The sequence below is a fragment of the Phocoenobacter atlanticus subsp. cyclopteri genome (genome assembly GCF_018343795.1).
Lineage (GTDB): Bacteria > Pseudomonadota > Gammaproteobacteria > Enterobacterales > Pasteurellaceae > Phocoenobacter > Phocoenobacter atlanticus.
Genome location: NZ_CP074346.1, coordinates 844,315 through 861,606 on the forward strand (window position 1 = coordinate 844,315; position 17,292 = coordinate 861,606).

Here is a 17,292-nt window from a genome sequence, read left to right on the forward strand (position 1 = left end):
TAATTATTTCCTTTATGTTTTATTCTTCATCAATCACAAACTCAAACCAATCAATCACATCTTTTTCGTGAATACCATTTTTAATGAAAATATCCGCATTTTTAACTGAATGCGGATTATTAGAAATTAAAGGATGCCAATCAAACAACGATTTCCCCTCGTAAAGTAAGCGATAGGCACAGGTTGAGGGTAACCATTTAAAATCAGGCAGATTTTTTTTGGTGAGTTTCGTGCAATCATCCTCTAATTGAAAACGTGTCATATAATTCATACATCGCCCTGTTTCCACATCAAGCTGATTACAGGCGATCCGAGTAAAATAGAGTTTTTCTCGTTTACCTCGTCCTTGAATATACTTACGATAACAACACTTACCGCAACCATCACATAATGCTTCCCATTCAGCATTATTCATTTCAGTTAACGTTTTATGCTCCCAAAATAGCGGTGCGATCCTTTCAATATTTTGCAAATTTTACTCCAAAACTGTTCTTTATAAAACGATGTCTTAAAAACAACGCTTTATTTATCTAATTGTTTTTTTAACGACGCCAACGCCATTGCTCGATGGGAGATTTTTTTCTTTTCTACACTTTCCATCTCTGCAAAGGTACAATTTTTAGGTGGATAGAAAAATAACGGATCATAGCCAAATCCGTGGGAGCCACGCTCTTCTCGTAAAATTTCACCAAAACACTCCCCTATTGCAATTTTAGGTGTCGGATCCATAGGATGTTGTAAAAACACAATACAACTCACAAATTTTGCCCCACGTTTATTCGCCTCAATATCCGCTAACTCTTCGATTAATTTTTTACGGTTAGCAATATCATTGCCCTCTTCTCCAGCATAACGAGAAGAATATAAACCCGGTGCTCCATTTAACGCTTCAACAGATAAACCAGAATCATCTGCAAGTGCAGGTAACCCTGTTTTTTCACTGGCATAGCGGGCTTTTAAAATTGCATTTTCAACAAAAGTAAGCCCCGTTTCTTCAGGTGAGCTTATACCAAATTCACTTTGAGCCACAACTTCAAAACCAAACTCACTCAACACATCTTGCATTTCTTTAACTTTACCAAGATTACCTGTTGCTAATAATACAATTTTTGTTTTTTTCATCTTTAGCTTCCTCTAAAAATTTAGTTATTTATGGCTATTTTGAAGATAATTAAGCATATTTGCAAATTTTAACTTATATCATACCGCTATTCTCATAAAAAATTATCCCTAACTTCAAATAGACGTAAACGTAAAAATAGTAAAATCCAAAAACTCAAAAAATAACTACAAATAATTCTCAAAATCAGTTAATATCAGGCGATTGTTTATTATTCAATTAAGGTCTCTTTATATGAAAAAAGAAGAAATTGGACACAATTTTTTAGCTCGTCTAGGTAAAACTCGTCTTCGTCCGGGTGGTAAACTCGCAACAGATTGGTTAATCGCACAAGGAGATTTCAATAAAGATAAAAAAGTGCTTGAAGTTGCTTGTAATATGGGAACAACCGCAATTCAGTTAGCAAAACAGTATGGTTGTCAAATTACTGGAGTTGACTTAGATGAAACAGCGTTAGAAAAAGCACGCAAAAATATTACTGCAGAAAAAGTTGAACATTTAGTGAAAGTAATGCGAGGTAATGCAACCAAACTTCCTTTTGAGGATAACAGCTTTGATATTGTTATTAATGAAGCAATGTTGACGATGCTACCTATTACTGCAAAAAAAAAAGCGATCAGTGAATATTTTAGAGTACTGAAACCAAATGGTATTCTCCTTACTCACGATGTAATGTTAAATACAAATGATGCAGAAAAAACTGTTGCTGAATTACGTGATGCGATCAACATTACCGTCACCCCTCTTACCCAGCAATATTGGGAGGATTTTTTCCAAAATTGTGGTTTCGAGCAAGTTAACTCTTTTTCTGGCGATATGACACTGCTCTCGCCTAAAGGATTAATTTATGATGAAGGTATTTTAGGCACTTTAAAAATTATTCGTAATGCGTTCAAAAGAGAAAATTTTGCTATCTTTAAAAAAATGTTCAAAATATTCAATTCTCCTGATAAAAAATTAGGGTTTATTGCTGTTCGTAGCCAAAAACTTAAATAACAACAGATTATCAATTAAAAAAGCCCATTTGAAAATAGTCTATTTAGATTACTTTTAAATGGGCTTTCACCTTTCGAGAATGCTTGTCGGTGTTTTTGTTTACGCTGATAACTCCCCTTGCCTTTCTTACTTTTTACTATGCGAGTTCTAAATAATGGATCATTTACCATTGCTTTAATTATGCTTTCTTTTATCTCACCTCGTTGATGAGCATAACTTATTTTAGCCATTTTCACTCCTTATTATTTCACATTGACTAACTTATACAGTATATCATATCCAGAAATTTTTATAAGCGGTATGATTTTTCTATTTTTTTACACATTTTAAAAAATAGTTGTACAATTAAATACTCACGTTTCAATATAGAACAAAAATCAAAAATATTTATAAAATTTTATTGTCTATGTTTGAGCTGAATTAAAATTGACAATATGCCTTAATCTAGTATATAACAATAATAAAAACGTTTATAATACGATATACAAGCGGTGAGATAATAACAAAATTTTACAATATGTGAGGTTTTTATGGACAAAGAAAAAATGGGATATGATTTTTTAACTCGTTTGGGTAAAACACATTTCTACCCTGGTGGTCGAGTGGCAAACGAATGGTTAATGGCGAATGGTGATTTTAATAAAGACAAAAAAGTCTTAAATATTGCCTGTAACAATGGATCAACTGCAATCTATTTAGCATCAAAATTTGGTTGTCATATTACTGCAATTGATTGTGATGAAGAAATTCTAAAAAAAGCACATAAAAATGTCGCTGAAAGTAAAAAGGTTGCAGATTTAATTACGCTTATTCAGGGAGATATTCTTAAATTACCTTTTGAGAATAATCAATTTGATATTATTGCAAACGATCTAATGCTAACGCTGTTACCAAAAGAGATGAAACAACAAGTATTAGAGGAGTATTTGCGAGTACTAAAACCAAATGGTTTATTCCTCACTCACGATATTATGCTGGAAACAACAAAAAGTGAAGCAGAAGAAGTGATTACGGAATTAGAAGAAGCGATTCAAGCCACTATCGCACCTTTAACAAAATCTGAATGGAAAGAAACCTTTAAACAATCTGGATTTCGTAATGTAGAAACATTTTCAGGAGAAATTTCACTATTTTCTCCAAAAGGATTAATTGATTACAAAGGTTTTGCTGGTGTATTAAAGATTATTGGTAATGCATTAAAAACAAAAAATAATAAATCTTTTATTAAAATGTTAAAAGCATTCCGAGATGCAGAAAATAAGCTCGAATTTATTGCAATTTGTAGTCAAAAATAACCAAAAGAAGAGAAGGTAAATATGTTTGACCTGTTACAGAACTGGTATAGAAAAAAGTTTTCCGATCCTCAAACTGCTGTACTTTTGGGTATTTTGTTTGTAGGTTTTGGTATTATCTATTTCTTTAGTAATTTATTAATGCCACTACTTGTTGCTATCGTCTTTGCATATTTACTAGAATGGCCTATTCACTTTTTGGTGCAAAATTTAAAATTACCCCGACTAATTAGTTTAATTATTGTTCTCGGAAGTTCCATTTCATTATCTGTTTTTCTTTTTATGGTACTGCTACCAAGTTTGTGGAATCAGACAACCACATTCTTAAAAGACTTACCATCAATGCTAAACTCTCTTAATGAATGGTTACAAACGTTACCAGAGCTTTATCCTGATTTAATCAGTTATGCGATGCTTGATTCTTTGATGACATCATTACAACAGAAAATTTTAGGTTTTGGTGACTCATTACTTACTCTTTCATTAAACTCCATTATTAGCATTGTAGGAATAGGCATTTACTCTTTTTTAGTCCCTTTAATGGTCTTTTTCTTACTCAAAGATAAACACCTTTTTGTACAATCTTTTCTTCGCTTTATGCCCAAAGATCGCAGTCTTGCTGCTCGTGTTTGGACAGAAATGCAATTACAAATCGCCAATTATATTCGAGGAAAATTTCTTGAAATTTTAATTGTTGCCTTTGTCACCTATTTTATTTTACTTACATTTGGATTACGTTATCCACTATTACTCTCCGTTGCTGCAGGACTATCTGTTTTAGTTCCTTATATTGGGGCTGTTTTGGTGACTATTCCTATTGCATTAGTAGCATTATTCCAATTTGGATTATCTCCTGATTTTTATTACTTACTGCTTGCTTTTGCAATTAGTCAACTACTTGATGGAAATATTGTGGTTCCTTTCTTATTCTCAGAAGCCGTCAATTTACATCCGTTAACAATTATTATTGCTGTCATTATTTTTGGTGGATTATGGGGATTATGGGGTGTCTTTTTTGCTATTCCTTTAGCAACCTTGATTAAAGCGGTGATTAATGCTTTACCAGTGGTTGAGTGACATAACATTTTTATGAGTAAAAAAGTAATACTCATTTGTTACCAAATAATCAAGGTAATCACATACTTTATGTATAATTATTCATCTACTCCAACAATAAACTCAAACCTATTTTCATTACAAATAAATAACAAATACGCTAGAATAAACAATACAATTATAACTGAATTATAAGGACAAATTATGACAACAAAACATTGTAAATTATTGATTTTAGGATCAGGACCAGCAGGCTACACAGCAGCAATTTATGCGGCTCGTGCAAACTTAAACCCTGTTTTAGTAACGGGTATGCAACAAGGTGGTCAATTAACCACAACGGACGAAATTGAAAACTGGCCGGGGGAATTTGAGCAAATTACTGGCACGGAATTGATGAATAAAATGCTCGCTCACGCTGAAAAATTTGAAACAGAAGTGGTGTTTGATTATATTCATACCGTTGATTTATCAAAACGTCCTTTTAACTTAAAAGGGGATTCAAATACCTTTACTTGTGATGCGTTAATTATTGCAACGGGGGCGTCAGCAAAATATTTAGGTTTAGAATCAGAAGAAGCCTTTAAAGGACGTGGTGTATCAGCTTGTGCAACTTGTGATGGTTTCTTCTATCGCAATAAGCCAGTTGCGGTTGTAGGGGGCGGAAATGCGGCGGTGGAAGAGGCGTTGTATTTATCTAACCTTGCCTCAGAAGTACATTTAATTCATCGCCGTGATTCATTCCGATGTGAAAAAATCCTTGTCGATCGTTTAATGAAACGTGTTGAAGAAGGCAAAGTTATTTTACACACCGATCGCACCCTTGAAGAAGTGCTAGGCGATAATATGGGCGTAACAGGGGCAAAAATTAAATCAACCAAAGATGATAGCGTAGAAGAAGTGAAAGTGGACGGTCTCTTTATTGCAATCGGACATTCGCCAAATACGGCTATTTTTGAAAATCAATTAGCACTTAATAACGGCTATATTGTGGTTAATTCAGGCTTAAACGGTAATGCGACGGCAACGAGCGTGGAAGGGGTATTTGCGGCAGGCGATGTAATGGATCATCAATATCGTCAAGCAATTACATCTGCGGGAACGGGCTGTATGGCGGCATTAGATGCGGAAAGATTTTTAGATGCACAAGAAATAAAATAATAAAAAATAAGAGGAATAAACAATGACTGAATTAAAAAATGATCGCTATCTGAGAGCCTTATTAAGAGAAGAAGTAGATATGACGCCAGTGTGGATGATGCGTCAGGCAGGGCGTTATTTACCTGAATATAAAGAAACTCGTTCACAAGCTGGCGATTTTATGTCGTTATGTCGTAATACGGAGCTTGCGTGTGAAGTTACTTTACAACCTTTACGCCGTTATAATTTAGATGCCGCCATTTTATTCTCAGATATTTTAACTGTGCCAGATGCAATGGGATTAGGCTTATATTTTGAAGCAGGCGAAGGTCAAAAATTTGAACGTCCTGTGCAATCTAAATCTGACGTTGAAAAATTAGGTGTGGTTGATCCCGAAGTAGAGTTGCAATATGTGATGAATGCGGTGCGTAAAATTCGTCAAGAATTAAAAGGCGATGTACCGTTAATTGGCTTTTCAGGTAGCCCTTGGACGTTAGCGACTTATATGGTGGAAGGCGGTTCATCAAAAGCATTTACTAAAATTAAGAAAATGTTGTATAGCGATCCACAAACACTTCACTTGTTACTTGCAAAATTAGCAGAAAATGTGACCGCTTATTTGAATGCTCAAATCAAAGCAGGGGCGCAATCTGTGATGATTTTTGATACTTGGGGCGGTGTGCTTGCTCATCGTGATTATCAAGACTTCTCATTACAATATATGCACCAAATCGTAAATAGTTTAACCCGTGAAAATGAGGGGCGTAAAGTACCTGTAACCCTATTTACCAAAGGGGGCGGATTATGGTTAGAAAAGATTGCTGAAACAGGTTGTGATGCAATTGGATTAGATTGGACGATAAATTTAAGCGATGCTCGTGCCAGAGTAGGACATAAAGTCGCTTTACAAGGCAATATGGATCCGAGCGTGCTTTACGCAAGCCCACAGCGTATTGAACAAGAAGTTAAACAGATTTTAACGGATTTTGGACAAGGTACAGGACATATTTTTAATCTTGGACACGGCATTCATCAAGATGTACCTGTGGAAAGTCCAAAAATATTCGTTGATGCGATTCATCAATATTCGCAACCATTCCATAAATAATCATTAGGAATATAAAATGAAAAATCCTATCCATAAACGCATTGAACGTTTTGAAACGTGGCAACATTTAACTTTTATGCTTTGCATTTGTGAAAGAATGTTACCGAACTTTCAACTTTTCTGTGATGTGGCATATCCCAAATATGATGAGCGGTCAAATAATGCCAAAGTTTTGCAAAATATTTTAAATCTTGTGTGGGAATATTTAACCATTAAAGGGGTAAAGATCAACTTTGAAAATCAACTTCAAAAATTGGAAGAAATTATTCCTGATACGAATGAATTTGATTTTTACGGTGTATTTCCTGCTGAAGATGCGTGTAAAGCGGTGGCTGAATTATTGCATAGCATTATTGCTGGCGAACATTTAGAACAATCTATTTTAGTGAGCCAAATTTCAATTTCAACGATTATTTCTTACTTAGAAACCTTAGAAGACTGTGAATTTAATGAACAAGAATTGAAGGCGTTGCCTGAAATTGAACAAGAATTAGATTTGCAGTGGTGGGTTTATCGAGAGTTGAAAGAATGCGAAAAAAGAGACGTTGATCTACTACTAGAGCTTAAAAATCAGCTTAGAGAGAGTGGAATTAGTAACATTGGATTAAAATTTAAGCAGTAAATGTGATATTTATCATATTTTTTGCATTATTTACTTTGATTATTGCTAAGTTTCTATTATCCTAAGCATCGCAGTTATGCAAAATTACTAGCTCCAATACTTAAATGAGCTTAGATTTTCTTTTAAAATCAAATTGAAGAGGATACACATATGAATAAAAGTGAATTGGTCGATGCTATCGCTAGCGGTGCAGATCTAAATAAAAAACAAGCTAAAGCAGCACTAGAAGCAACTTTAGAAGCGATTTCTGGTAGCCTTAAAAAAGGTGAACCAGTACAACTTATCGGTTTTGGTACTTTTAAAGTAAACCATCGTAAAGCACGTACTGGTCGTAACCCAAAAACTAAAGAAGCTATCCAAATTGCAGCATCTAATGTTCCAGCATTCACTGCAGGTAAATCATTAAAAGAATTAGTAAAATAAGTTTTATACTAAAATAATTAAGCCTAAAAGCAATATCTTTGTTTTTAGGTTTTTTTATATTTAAAAGTCGAATTAAGAGAAGTTCATTACGTTAATGTAAGGATATTTTTTATTGATTGCGTTATAATGTCTTTAATATTTTATTTATTCTAATTTAGGTACATAATGTCATCAAATTCTAAAAAACACTTAGGGCATACTGCTCGTAAACGTTTTGGTCAAAACTTTTTGCAAGATCAAGATGTTATTCATAATATTATTGCAGCGATTAATCCACAAAATAGTGATTTTTTAATAGAAATTGGACCAGGTTTAGGAGCGTTAACAGAACCTGTTGCTGAGCAAGTTGACAAATTAACAGTTATAGAGCTTGATCGTGACTTAGCCAAACGTTTACGCCATCATCCCTTTCTGAATCAAAAACTCACTGTTATTGAGCAAGATGCCTTAAATTTTAATTTTCGTGAATATTTTGCAACCTTAAATCTAAATGAAAACAATGGCATTAGAATATTTGGAAATTTACCTTACAATATTTCAACACCTTTAATTTTTCATTTATTAACCTTTCACGATCTTATTCAAGATATGCACTTTATGTTGCAAAAAGAAGTGGTAAAACGCCTATGTGCAGCACCGAATAGTAAAACTTACGGACGTTTAACGGTAATGGCACAATATTATTGCCAGATTATTCCTGTTTTAGAAGTGCCTCCATCCGCATTTAAACCCGCACCTAAAGTTGATTCTGCGGTAGTCCGTCTTGTACCTCATACGATACTTCCCTACCCAGTTAAAGATATTAGTTATTTAAATCGAGTGGTGACACAAGCGTTTAATCAACGCCGTAAAACATTGCGAAATTCTCTTTCTCAACTCTTTACAGCGGATCAATTGGAAGCACTAGGAATGAATTTACAAGCAAGAGCTGAAAACCTTAGTCTTGCTGACTATGTTTCATTAGCAAACTGGCTATATGACAACCAAGATATTAAATATTAACATCTAAATCTGTGATCTCTTTATGCGTCCACATTGTTTCAGGTTGTGGCTCTGGGAATTTGTTATGGTTATATCCGACTAAACCATTAAAATCAAAACTGGCGTGCGGATAATCATTCACGAACAAGTAGGCTTGATAACCACTTTCATCCCAGCAGATTTGGAGTTTTCTTGCTTGCTCTCTTTCTTTTGTAGCATCAACATTATAAATATGTAATGCATCTACCACTGGCTGTGTTACATTATTTAGGTTTAAAGCATAAAAATAACCTGTTTCACCGTCATCTTCAAAAATAACCACTAAGTTGTCGTGTTGTGTGGAATGCACGCCAACTTGTTTGGTTTGCCCAATAAATAGTTTATCTTCAAGTACTAAATGTAACATCCTCTTTCCTGTTTTGAGATTTGTAATAAATGGTGAATAGTTTATCACTTAATAACCAAACATCAATAATCAAATTAAATAACTTCATACTCTACAATCGATAACTTTATCATTCTGTGTAAGTTTTCATAATAGAATAAAGTTTTACATTTTGTACAACAATGGGAGTATGTTAAAATCAATCCGTATTTATCGTATCCAGCATAGCCTCAAAATAGGAATATATAGTGAAAAATAATTTAGCAATATTACTGCTTTTAAGCCTTAGCTTAGTAGCTTGTAATGAAGAACAGAAAAGTACAGTTAATACTGAACAACCAAAAGTTGAGCAAGCCCAACCACACATTCAGAAACAAGATAAAATAGAAGCGGTCACTTCTGAACAAGAATTTGCAAAAACTGAAAAACAACAAACTCCTGCAGATTTAACCACTGAAAATAAAACACCGAACTATTACCAAAAAGTGGAAGAGGCAAAAAAAGCAACACTGAATGCCGCAAATAAATTGGCAGATGTGATGGAAAGTAAAGTGGAGCAAGTCACAAAACAATTATCAGATAAAATTAATCAAATTGATGTTGCTAAAGCGACTGAAAAATTGACTGATAAAATCAATGAAATTGATATCGATAAAGTAACCAAACCATTAAAAAAGCAAATGGATAAATTCAATCAATTTTTAGATAAATTAGATACGAATAAAAACCTGAGCAAAAAAAGAAAACAAAGATTGAAGAAGGCTATTTATAATGGCAAAATCCCCTTATATTACTCGTGAAGGGTGGCATACTTTAGATCAAGAACTTAAATTCTTATGGAAAGTGGAACGTCCTCAAGTCACTCAAGCGGTATCTGATGCTGCTGCATTGGGAGATCGTAGTGAGAATGCAGAATATATTTATGGAAAACGTCGCCTACGTGAAATTGATCGCCGAGTAAGATTTTTGAGTAAACGCTTAGATGTATTAAAAATTGTGGATTATTCCCCTTCTCAAGAAGGTAAAATTTTTTTTGGTGCTTGGATTGAACTTGAAAATGACGACGGTGAAATTAATCAATATCGTATTGTAGGCTGTGATGAATTTGATCCTGCAAAACATTGGATTTCAGTAGATTCTCCTGTTGCTCGAGCCTTAATTGGTAAGCAGGTTGATGATGAAGTTCAAGTTGAAACACCATCAGGAAAAGTAACCCTTTATGTAAATAAAATTTGGTATAAATAAGTATTAATAAATACTATTTTACCTAAATTCCAGTTTAATTATTTTGGAGAAAAAAATGAACCAAAAACCTTTTTTAATTGCACCTTCAATTCTTTCAGCTGATCTGGCTCGTTTAGGTGATGATGTAAAAGATGTCTTAAATGCAGGGGCGGATGTGATCCATTTTGATGTAATGGATAATCACTTTGTGCCAAACTTAACCTTTGGACCTGCAATTTGTAAGGCATTACGTGATTACGGTATTACAGCACCAATTGATGTCCATTTAATGGTAAGCCCTGTCGATCGTTTAATTCCTGAGTTTGCACAGGCTGGAGCAAATTATATTACCTTTCATCCAGAAGCGGCTGTTCATATTGATCGTACCTTACAACTAATTAGAGACAATGGCTGTCAATCGGGCTTGGTGTTTAATCCAGCCACTCCTCTAAGCTATTTAGATTATGTAATGGATAAGGTCGACGTTATTTTATTAATGTCAGTCAATCCGGGATTTGGAGGTCAATCATTTATTCCTGCAACCTTAGATAAATTAAAACAAGTTCGTAAAATGATTGATGAAAGCGGCTTTGATATTCGTTTAGAAGTAGACGGTGGAGTTAAAATTAATAATATTGCTGAAATAGCAAAAGCAGGAGCAGATATGTTTGTTGCTGGATCTGCTATTTTTGACCAACCTAATTATAAAACTGTTATTGATGAAATGCGTCAGCAACTGACAACCATTTAATCTATTTATTTTTCTTAAAAAATCATCTCTTCTAAGAATAATTTAGAAGAGATGAATAAAATAGAAAAGATCAAATACTTTACATCCAAGAATTATTACGAATAATACCTACTGCTAGCCCTTCAATTTCAATATATTGTTGTGAAGGATCGACAACGATGGTTTCAAGCTCATCATTTTCAGGATGCAAATAAAGTATATTACCTTTCTTTTCTAACCGTTTCACGGTAACTTCATCATCAATTCTAGCCACAACAACCTGACCGTTACGGACAGTATTAGTTTTATGTACAGCCAGTAAATCACCATCTAATATACCAATATTTTCCATTGAATTACCATTAACTTTTAATAAGTAATCCGCACTAGGTGAAAACATTTCTCCATTAACTGGATAATGATTTTCAATATTTTCAATAGCTAAAATAGGTTCCCCAGCAGCCACTTTTCCAATTAAAGGTAATCCAATTTCTTCACTTTCTTGCTCTTTTTCATCAACTAATAAACGAATACCTCTTGAAGTACCTGATAAAATTTCAACATACCCCTTACGAGCTAAAGCTTTCAAATGCTCCTCTGCAGCATTAGGTGATTTAAAACCAATCTCACGAGCAATTTCTACTCGTGTTGGTGGCATTCCTGTTTCTTCAATATGATATTTAACAAAATCAAAAATTTGTTGTTGACGTTGTGTTAAGGGTTGGCGTTGCATACTAGTTTTCTCCCTACTGTTTTTATATACAGATAATATTGGCATTATATACAGTATAATAATATTTGCAACCAAGAAATTACAGATCAAAATAAATTTTTATGCTAATATTTACAGAATTTATTTTTATATAAAAAGGATGACTGAATGTCTAAATTATTCACTCTTTATCGTAAAGTATTACAACTACCTCTTTCTTTATTAGTGAAATCTCGAGCAATTCCAGAAGATCCAATAAAGGAACTAGGGTTAAACCTAGAACAACCATTTATTTATGTTTTACCCTATTCTTCTCAAACTGATTTGTTAATTTTACAAAAGCATTGCTTAAGTTTAAATCTTCCTGATCCCTTACAAAATAATAATTTAATGGGTTCATCTTTGCCTCGTTTTGTTTTTTTAGATCAAGGCTGTCTATTTTTTAAAAATAAAGAAAATGTGAAAACTCAAGCTATTTTTAATCAATACTTAACTTTACATCAAGATAATAAAGAACTTGATGTACAAGTTTTACCAACTTCAGTACTGTGGGGACGATCTCCAGGTAAAGAAAATGCTGCAAATTTACGTTTTTTAAGTTTCTTTCAACGTATAAACGCAATGCTGTGGTTTGGTCGTGATAACTTTATCCGTTTTTCACAAGCGGTTTCACTCCGTTATATGGCTAATGAACATGGTTCTGATACTAAAATTGCCCATAAGCTCTCTCGTGTAGCTAGAATGCATTTTGCTAAGCAACGTTACTCTGCAACAGGGCCTCAACTACCAAATCGTCAGGCAATGTTTAATAAATTATTGCAAACACCAAGTATTTTAGCGGCAATTGAAGAAGAAGCAAAGAAACCCAAAAGTTCACCTGAAAAAGCACGTAAAGAAGCAGAAAAAATAATGAATGAAATTGCGGCAAAAGTAAACTATAACAGTTTACGAGCTGCAGATCGGTTCTTAAGTTGGCTGTGGAATAAACTTTATCAAGGTATCACTGTGCAAAATGCCGATCGTGTGCGTAAATTAGCCTTGGATGGACACGAAATTGTGTATATTCCTTGCCATCGTAGTCATATGGACTATTTACTACTCTCTTATTTATTATACCACGAAGGTTTGGTCCCTCCGCATATTGCCTCTGGTATTAATCTTAACTTTTGGCCTGCTGGACCACTATTTCGTAGTTGGGGAGCATTCTTTATTCGTCGAACGTTTAATGGTAATCGACTGTATTCTACTATTTTCCGTGAATATTTAGCTGAATTATTCCATAGAGGTTACTCTGTTGAATATTTTATTGAAGGAGGGCGATCTCGTACTGGTCGCTTACTTTCACCAAAAACTGGAATGATGGCAATGACATTAAGAGCGGTTCAAGGTGCGACTCGCCCTATCTCAATTGTACCTGTTTACATTGGTTATGAACACGTACTCGAAGTAGATACTTATGCCAAAGAGTTAAGAGGTGCAAAAAAAGAAAAAGAAAATGTAGCTTTAGTATTTAGAGTAATTAAAAAATTACGTAATTTGGGACAAGGATTTGTTAATTTTGGTGAACCTATTCAACTTAACCATTATCTCAATGATCACCATCCACAGTGGAAAGAAGAGTTTGGAAATGAACGTCCACAGTGGTTCAATAGTGCCGTAACTGATGTTGCAGATCTCGTAATGACTCATATTAATAATGCTGCAGCTGTTAATGCAAAAAATTTAGTAGGAACCGCATTACTTAACTCTCGTCAGCGTTCATTAACCAAAGAGCAATTACTAGAACAAATAGAAAGTTATTTACAATTATTGCAAAATGCTCATTATTCAACAGATATCACTATTCCTTTAGAATCTGCGACTGAGTTATTAGAACACGTAATTAGTTTACCTCGTTCAGGTATTTTAGTTGAAAAAGATAGTTTTGGAGATATCCTTCGTCTCGATCGTGAGTCAGCCGTATTGATGACCTACTATCGTAATAATATTCAACATTTATTTGTATTACCTTCTTTAGTGGCTAATATCGTATTACACCACGAAGCTGTATCTAAAGATCTTGTTATTCAAATTATCAAGCGTATTTATCCATTCTTAAAAGCAGAACTATTTTTACGCTTTGATAAAATATCTCTTAATCATTATGTTGAAGCAATTATTAGTGAATTTACTCGTCAGGGTGTGATAAGAAATGAAAGTGATATGTTAATGATTAACCGTCATCAAGTCAGAACATTACAACTTTATTCTGCTGGAATTCGAGAGCAATTACAACGTTACTATATTAGCTTAATAGTATTGATGGAACAAACAGAAATTAGTCGCTCTGAATTAGAAACAAAAAGTTGTTCTATTGCACAACGTTTATCTGTGCTACATGGTATTAATGCCCCAGAATTTTTTGATAAAGCATTATTCTCAACCTTTATTTCTAGTTTAAAAAGACAGGGATATTTTGATAATGAAAATAAACCTAATTTTAATAAAGCTGAAGAAACCATTACTTTATTACAAGGACTCATTTCAAGTGAAATTCAATTCTCTATTCAAGGAACAATGGCTAAGTTAGATGAAAATAATCAATAAAAAATTCTCTTACTCTATTTGAGACTAAGAGAATATGAGTAAATAAAAATAGTTCAAGCGGTATTATAATATTAGTTAAATTAGAAATGATACCGCTTATTTATAACGCTTTTCATTACTTTGCTGATCCTGTATATTCAACCAGTCTAGTTTTTCCTTGATTTGTTTTTCTAAACCACGCTCGGTTGGGTGGTAAAATTGTGTGTCTTTTAACTCAACAGGAAAATAGCTTTCACCTGCTGCATAAGCATTAGGTTCATTATGGACATAACGATACTCTGCTCCATAACCAAGATTTTCCATTAATTTTGTTGGCGCATTACGTAAATGAGGAGGAACATCATAATCTTTAGTTTCTTCAACAAGGCGTTTTGCTTCATTAAAAGCAGTATAAACCGCATTACTTTTTGCAGAAACGGCTAAATAAATAACCGCTTGAGCAATCGCTCTTTCACCTTCATAAGCACCCACTCGAGTATAACAATCCCAAGCATTAATCGCAATTTGCATTGCTCTTGGATCTGCATTGCCAATATCCTCTGAAGCAATTGCCAATAATCGACGTGCGACGTAAAGAGGATCACCGCCTACTGTTAAAATACGGGCATACCAATATAAAGCGGCATCCGGTGATGAACCTCGAATCGATTTATGGAGTGCAGAAATTAAATCATAATAACGATCACCGCCTTTATCAAAACGAGCCTGTCGCTCTCCTAATACTTCAGTTAGCAATATTTTATCTAAAATTTTATCTTTGCCTTGCTGTATTGCCATATCTGACATTAACTCTAAGCAATTCAATGCAAAACGAGCATCTCCATTTACATAATCAGCTAATAAAGTAAGCACGTCATCTTTAATCAAAAAAGATTGCCCACCTAAACCTCTTTCTTTGTCATTTAAAGCAGTAGTCAATACTTGTAGAATTTCTGTATCCGTAAGAGATTTTAGAATATAAATTCGAGTACGTGAAAGCAAGGCATTATTTAGCTCGAAAGAAGGATTTTCAGTAGTTGCTCCAATAAAAATAATAGTGCCATCTTCAATATGAGGTAAAAAAGCGTCTTGCTGACTTTTATTAAAACGATGAACTTCATCAACAAAGAGCAATGTTTGTCTACCTGTTTGTTTATTTATTTTAGCTGTTGCTATCGCTTCTCGAATTTCTTTTATACCACTGGTTACTGCAGAAAGTCTTTCAACTTCAGCATCTAAATGATGGGCTATAATTTCTGCTAAGGTTGTTTTTCCTGTACCCGGAGGTCCCCAGAAGATCATAGAATGGGCATACCCTTTTTCTATCGCTTTATATAAAGGTTTATCTTTATTAATAAGATGAGATTGTCCAATATATTCACTTAAATCACGAGGACGCATTCTTGCGGAAAGAGGACGAAAATCATCTGAAAAATCAAACGCTAAACTACTCATTCTGTTAACCAAAGACCTCGACGAATTTGTCGCATTAAAAGATAAATCCACGGCCATAGTAAACCGCTAATAACAGCACCGAGTAACTCTTGAGAATGAAAACTCACATTATGTAAAATTAATTCTACAAAGAATATCATTATTTTAATAAGAGCCACATAACCCATTACTAGTATTGCTTGAAGTAATAATGACATATTCCGTAGAATAAGATGGTGTTTTGCAATTACATAAATGGCAATAGAAAGTACCAGAGCATGGATGCCAAGTACCGAACCAAGAACAAGATCCCACACAATGCCAATAACAAAAGCAGTACCAATATTAATTTTTTGAGGTAATGCAAGAACCCAATAAATAGTTAATAACACAACCCAAGCAGGTCTAAGCCCCTGTAAATTTGTTGGCCATGGCATTATTTCTAGAATAAAAGCTATGATAAAAATAATAAACAATACAGATAACTTAAAAATAATATTAGTTTTCATTATTCGTTATTCCTTGTCCTTTTTCTGGCTCTGGTAATTTTACCTGTATTTTTATTTTTGTTGTTGGTTTTGAATAAGATAATGGATTAGCAAAAGTACGACGTTCATTAACTACATTTCTCACATCTTGTGCAGAAAGTTTTTTAATGTTGCGTAACTCTTCGTTTGTTGGCCATAAGAGTAATAAATGACGCAAATGATTAAATGAAGCCAATGGACGAGCAACAATACGAGCAAAATGTGCTTTTCTTGTATTTGAAACTGACTCAATCACCGCAACAGGATACCCTTCTGGAAAACGTCCACCTAAGCCTGAGGTAACTAAAATGTCACCTTTTACTATATCTACAGTTCGAGGTAAAGCATCAATGAATAGTTCGTTATTCTGCCCAGAACCATTAATAATAGTACGCACATCGTTTCGTAATACCTGTACAGGAATTGAATGTAAAGAATCGGTAATCAATAACACTCGACTAGTCGTTTCCCCTACAGAAATCACTTGCCCAACAATACCCAACTCATCAATAACAGGCTGTCCTATAAATACACCACTTTGTCGCCCTTGATTAATCACAACTTGCTGACGATAAGTATCTATTTCAGCTGTAAGCACTTCAGCTACTTTTTTGTATTCATCTTGACGTAGCGGAGAGCTTAAGAGTAACCGTAAACGTTGATTTTCAACTTTTAATTGTTCAAAACGTAATAAACTCGCATTTTTCTCTCGAAGTTGTTCTTTTAACATTTTATTTTCTAGCTGTAATTTGGAACTATCAATAAAATTATTACTGACTCCATCAAGAATAATTCGAGGGGTATTTGCAAAATAATACAACACACTCACTGTTGTTTCCAACACGTTACGTACTTGAATTATCATATTACTACGACCATCAGATACAATTAACGCAATAGAAAAAACAATGGCAAAAAATAAACGAACGCCTAGTGAAGGCAACTTGGAAAATATTAGCTTCATTACAATAGAGAAA

General features: G+C 33.9%; 20 protein-coding genes. 12 read left to right on the forward strand and 8 right to left on the reverse strand.

Annotation, left to right across the window (positions count from 1 at the left end; all coding sequences use genetic code 11):
• Window positions 1–19 precede the first annotated feature (19 nt).
• Both KGI96_RS03940 and rdgB read right to left on the reverse strand, forming a co-directional pair.
• Window positions 20–463, reverse strand: a complete 444-nt coding sequence (locus KGI96_RS03940; protein ID WP_306344740.1) for a YcgN family cysteine cluster protein — start codon at window positions 461–463, stop codon at window positions 20–22.
• Window positions 464–522: 59 nt separating this feature from the next.
• Window positions 523–1,122: an RdgB/HAM1 family non-canonical purine NTP pyrophosphatase gene (gene rdgB, locus KGI96_RS03945; protein ID WP_211596972.1), complete on the reverse strand. Its 600-nt coding sequence runs from the start codon at window positions 1,120–1,122 to the stop codon at window positions 523–525.
• 232 nt (window positions 1,123–1,354) lie between these two features.
• Here rdgB and KGI96_RS03950 point away from each other — a divergent pair, with 232 nt between their 5' ends.
• A complete protein-coding gene (locus KGI96_RS03950; RefSeq protein ID WP_211596973.1) occupies window positions 1,355–2,116 on the forward strand; it encodes a class I SAM-dependent methyltransferase in 762 nt (253 codons plus the stop codon).
• Between the two features lie 14 nt (window positions 2,117–2,130).
• On the opposite strand, the gene KGI96_RS03955 is transcribed toward KGI96_RS03950, so the two are convergent.
• The gene (locus tag KGI96_RS03955) at window positions 2,131–2,346 is read right to left on the reverse strand and encodes a ribosome alternative rescue factor ArfA (protein ID WP_211596974.1); all 216 of its coding nucleotides are present in this window, start codon (window positions 2,344–2,346) and stop codon (window positions 2,131–2,133) included.
• A gap of 300 nt (window positions 2,347–2,646) precedes the next feature.
• On the opposite strand from KGI96_RS03955, the gene KGI96_RS03960 reads away from it, so the two are divergent.
• The 7 genes from KGI96_RS03960 to rsmA all read left to right on the forward strand — a co-directional run bounded on the left by KGI96_RS03960 (window position 2,647) and on the right by rsmA (window position 8,759).
• Window positions 2,647–3,411 carry a class I SAM-dependent methyltransferase gene (locus tag KGI96_RS03960; protein ID WP_211596975.1) on the forward strand — a complete coding sequence of 255 codons (765 nt, stop codon included), beginning with the start codon at window positions 2,647–2,649 and terminating at the stop codon, window positions 3,409–3,411.
• 21 nt (window positions 3,412–3,432) lie between these two features.
• Window positions 3,433–4,485, forward strand: a complete 1,053-nt coding sequence (locus KGI96_RS03965; RefSeq protein WP_211596976.1) for an AI-2E family transporter — start codon at window positions 3,433–3,435, stop codon at window positions 4,483–4,485.
• Between the two features lie 183 nt (window positions 4,486–4,668).
• Window positions 4,669–5,625, forward strand: a complete 957-nt coding sequence (gene trxB / locus KGI96_RS03970; RefSeq protein WP_211596977.1) for a thioredoxin-disulfide reductase — start codon at window positions 4,669–4,671, stop codon at window positions 5,623–5,625.
• 22 nt (window positions 5,626–5,647) lie between these two features.
• Entirely contained in the window at window positions 5,648–6,712 is a 1,065-nt protein-coding gene (hemE, locus tag KGI96_RS03975; protein WP_211596978.1) for a uroporphyrinogen decarboxylase, read from the forward strand.
• Between the two features lie 16 nt (window positions 6,713–6,728).
• Window positions 6,729–7,334 carry a YjaG family protein gene (locus tag KGI96_RS03980; RefSeq protein ID WP_211596979.1) on the forward strand — a complete coding sequence of 202 codons (606 nt, stop codon included), beginning with the start codon at window positions 6,729–6,731 and terminating at the stop codon, window positions 7,332–7,334.
• A gap of 132 nt (window positions 7,335–7,466) precedes the next feature.
• A complete protein-coding gene (locus tag KGI96_RS03985) occupies window positions 7,467–7,757 on the forward strand; it encodes an HU family DNA-binding protein (protein WP_306344741.1) in 291 nt (96 codons plus the stop codon).
• 162 nt (window positions 7,758–7,919) lie between these two features.
• Entirely contained in the window at window positions 7,920–8,759 is an 840-nt protein-coding gene (gene rsmA, locus KGI96_RS03990) for a 16S rRNA (adenine(1518)-N(6)/adenine(1519)-N(6))-dimethyltransferase RsmA (RefSeq protein ID WP_213156585.1), read from the forward strand.
• Here rsmA and KGI96_RS03995 read toward each other — a convergent pair.
• Window positions 8,749–9,144 carry a DUF2251 domain-containing protein gene (locus tag KGI96_RS03995; protein WP_211596981.1) on the reverse strand — a complete coding sequence of 132 codons (396 nt, stop codon included), beginning with the start codon at window positions 9,142–9,144 and terminating at the stop codon, window positions 8,749–8,751. The two genes, rsmA and KGI96_RS03995, sit on opposite strands and share 11 nt — an antisense overlap.
• A 227-nt stretch (window positions 9,145–9,371) precedes the next feature.
• Between KGI96_RS03995 and KGI96_RS04000 the strand changes: the two genes are divergently transcribed.
• Genes KGI96_RS04000 through rpe form a run of 3 tightly spaced genes read left to right on the forward strand, consistent with a single transcriptional unit; the run spans window position 9,372 to window position 11,098 of the window.
• Window positions 9,372–9,923 (forward strand): hypothetical protein, encoded by a 552-nt coding sequence (locus KGI96_RS04000; protein ID WP_213156562.1) that lies wholly within the window; start codon window positions 9,372–9,374, stop codon window positions 9,921–9,923.
• The gene (greB, locus tag KGI96_RS04005; RefSeq protein WP_211596983.1) at window positions 9,895–10,368 is read left to right on the forward strand and encodes a transcription elongation factor GreB; all 474 of its coding nucleotides are present in this window, start codon (window positions 9,895–9,897) and stop codon (window positions 10,366–10,368) included. The genes KGI96_RS04000 and greB overlap by 29 nt, the downstream gene beginning before the upstream one ends.
• 55 nt (window positions 10,369–10,423) lie before the next feature.
• Window positions 10,424–11,098 carry a ribulose-phosphate 3-epimerase gene (gene rpe, locus KGI96_RS04010; RefSeq protein ID WP_211596984.1) on the forward strand — a complete coding sequence of 225 codons (675 nt, stop codon included), beginning with the start codon at window positions 10,424–10,426 and terminating at the stop codon, window positions 11,096–11,098.
• A 79-nt stretch (window positions 11,099–11,177) separates the two neighbouring features.
• Here rpe and lexA read toward each other — a convergent pair whose 3' ends face one another.
• Complete coding sequence (gene lexA, locus KGI96_RS04015) at window positions 11,178–11,810, reverse strand: transcriptional repressor LexA (RefSeq protein ID WP_211596985.1); 633 nt, start codon at window positions 11,808–11,810, stop codon at window positions 11,178–11,180.
• Window positions 11,811–11,957: 147 nt separating this feature from the next.
• On the opposite strand from lexA, the gene plsB reads away from it, so the two are divergent.
• The gene (plsB, locus tag KGI96_RS04020) at window positions 11,958–14,375 is read left to right on the forward strand and encodes a glycerol-3-phosphate 1-O-acyltransferase PlsB (protein WP_211596986.1); all 2,418 of its coding nucleotides are present in this window, start codon (window positions 11,958–11,960) and stop codon (window positions 14,373–14,375) included.
• 96 nt (window positions 14,376–14,471) lie between these two features.
• On the opposite strand, the gene KGI96_RS04025 is transcribed toward plsB, so the two are convergent.
• The 3 genes from KGI96_RS04025 to mreC are packed head-to-tail and all read right to left on the reverse strand — an operon-like array spanning window position 14,472 to window position 17,279.
• Complete coding sequence (locus KGI96_RS04025) at window positions 14,472–15,809, reverse strand: replication-associated recombination protein A (protein WP_211596987.1); 1,338 nt, start codon at window positions 15,807–15,809, stop codon at window positions 14,472–14,474.
• A complete protein-coding gene (mreD, locus tag KGI96_RS04030) occupies window positions 15,806–16,297 on the reverse strand; it encodes a rod shape-determining protein MreD (RefSeq protein ID WP_211596988.1) in 492 nt (163 codons plus the stop codon). The genes KGI96_RS04025 and mreD overlap by 4 nt, the downstream gene beginning before the upstream one ends.
• Window positions 16,287–17,279 (reverse strand): rod shape-determining protein MreC, encoded by a 993-nt coding sequence (gene mreC, locus KGI96_RS04035; RefSeq protein WP_211596989.1) that lies wholly within the window; start codon window positions 17,277–17,279, stop codon window positions 16,287–16,289. Before mreC ends, mreD begins: the two co-directional genes overlap by 11 nt.
• Window positions 17,280–17,292 lie beyond the last annotated feature (13 nt).

Bases quoted from the DNA above. Each gene is read 5' to 3' on its own strand.
- rdgB (WP_211596972.1), bottom strand. From the start codon at position 1,122: ATGAAAAAAACAAAAATTGTATTATTAGCAACAGGTAATCTTGGTAAA.
- KGI96_RS03950 (WP_211596973.1), top strand. From the start codon at position 1,355: ATGAAAAAAGAAGAAATTGGACACAATTTTTTAGCTCGTCTAGGTAAA.
- KGI96_RS03955 (WP_211596974.1), bottom strand. From the start codon at position 2,346: ATGGCTAAAATAAGTTATGCTCATCAACGAGGTGAGATAAAAGAAAGC.
- KGI96_RS03960 (WP_211596975.1), top strand. From the start codon at position 2,647: ATGGACAAAGAAAAAATGGGATATGATTTTTTAACTCGTTTGGGTAAA.
- KGI96_RS03965 (WP_211596976.1), top strand. From the start codon at position 3,433: ATGTTTGACCTGTTACAGAACTGGTATAGAAAAAAGTTTTCCGATCCT.
- trxB (WP_211596977.1), top strand. From the start codon at position 4,669: ATGACAACAAAACATTGTAAATTATTGATTTTAGGATCAGGACCAGCA.
- hemE (WP_211596978.1), top strand. From the start codon at position 5,648: ATGACTGAATTAAAAAATGATCGCTATCTGAGAGCCTTATTAAGAGAA.
- KGI96_RS03980 (WP_211596979.1), top strand. From the start codon at position 6,729: ATGAAAAATCCTATCCATAAACGCATTGAACGTTTTGAAACGTGGCAA.
- KGI96_RS03995 (WP_211596981.1), bottom strand. From the start codon at position 9,144: ATGTTACATTTAGTACTTGAAGATAAACTATTTATTGGGCAAACCAAA.
- greB (WP_211596983.1), top strand. From the start codon at position 9,895: ATGGCAAAATCCCCTTATATTACTCGTGAAGGGTGGCATACTTTAGAT.
- rpe (WP_211596984.1), top strand. From the start codon at position 10,424: ATGAACCAAAAACCTTTTTTAATTGCACCTTCAATTCTTTCAGCTGAT.
- lexA (WP_211596985.1), bottom strand. From the start codon at position 11,810: ATGCAACGCCAACCCTTAACACAACGTCAACAACAAATTTTTGATTTT.
- plsB (WP_211596986.1), top strand. From the start codon at position 11,958: ATGTCTAAATTATTCACTCTTTATCGTAAAGTATTACAACTACCTCTT.
- KGI96_RS04025 (WP_211596987.1), bottom strand. From the start codon at position 15,809: ATGAGTAGTTTAGCGTTTGATTTTTCAGATGATTTTCGTCCTCTTTCC.
- mreD (WP_211596988.1), bottom strand. From the start codon at position 16,297: ATGAAAACTAATATTATTTTTAAGTTATCTGTATTGTTTATTATTTTT.
- mreC (WP_211596989.1), bottom strand. From the start codon at position 17,279: ATGAAGCTAATATTTTCCAAGTTGCCTTCACTAGGCGTTCGTTTATTT.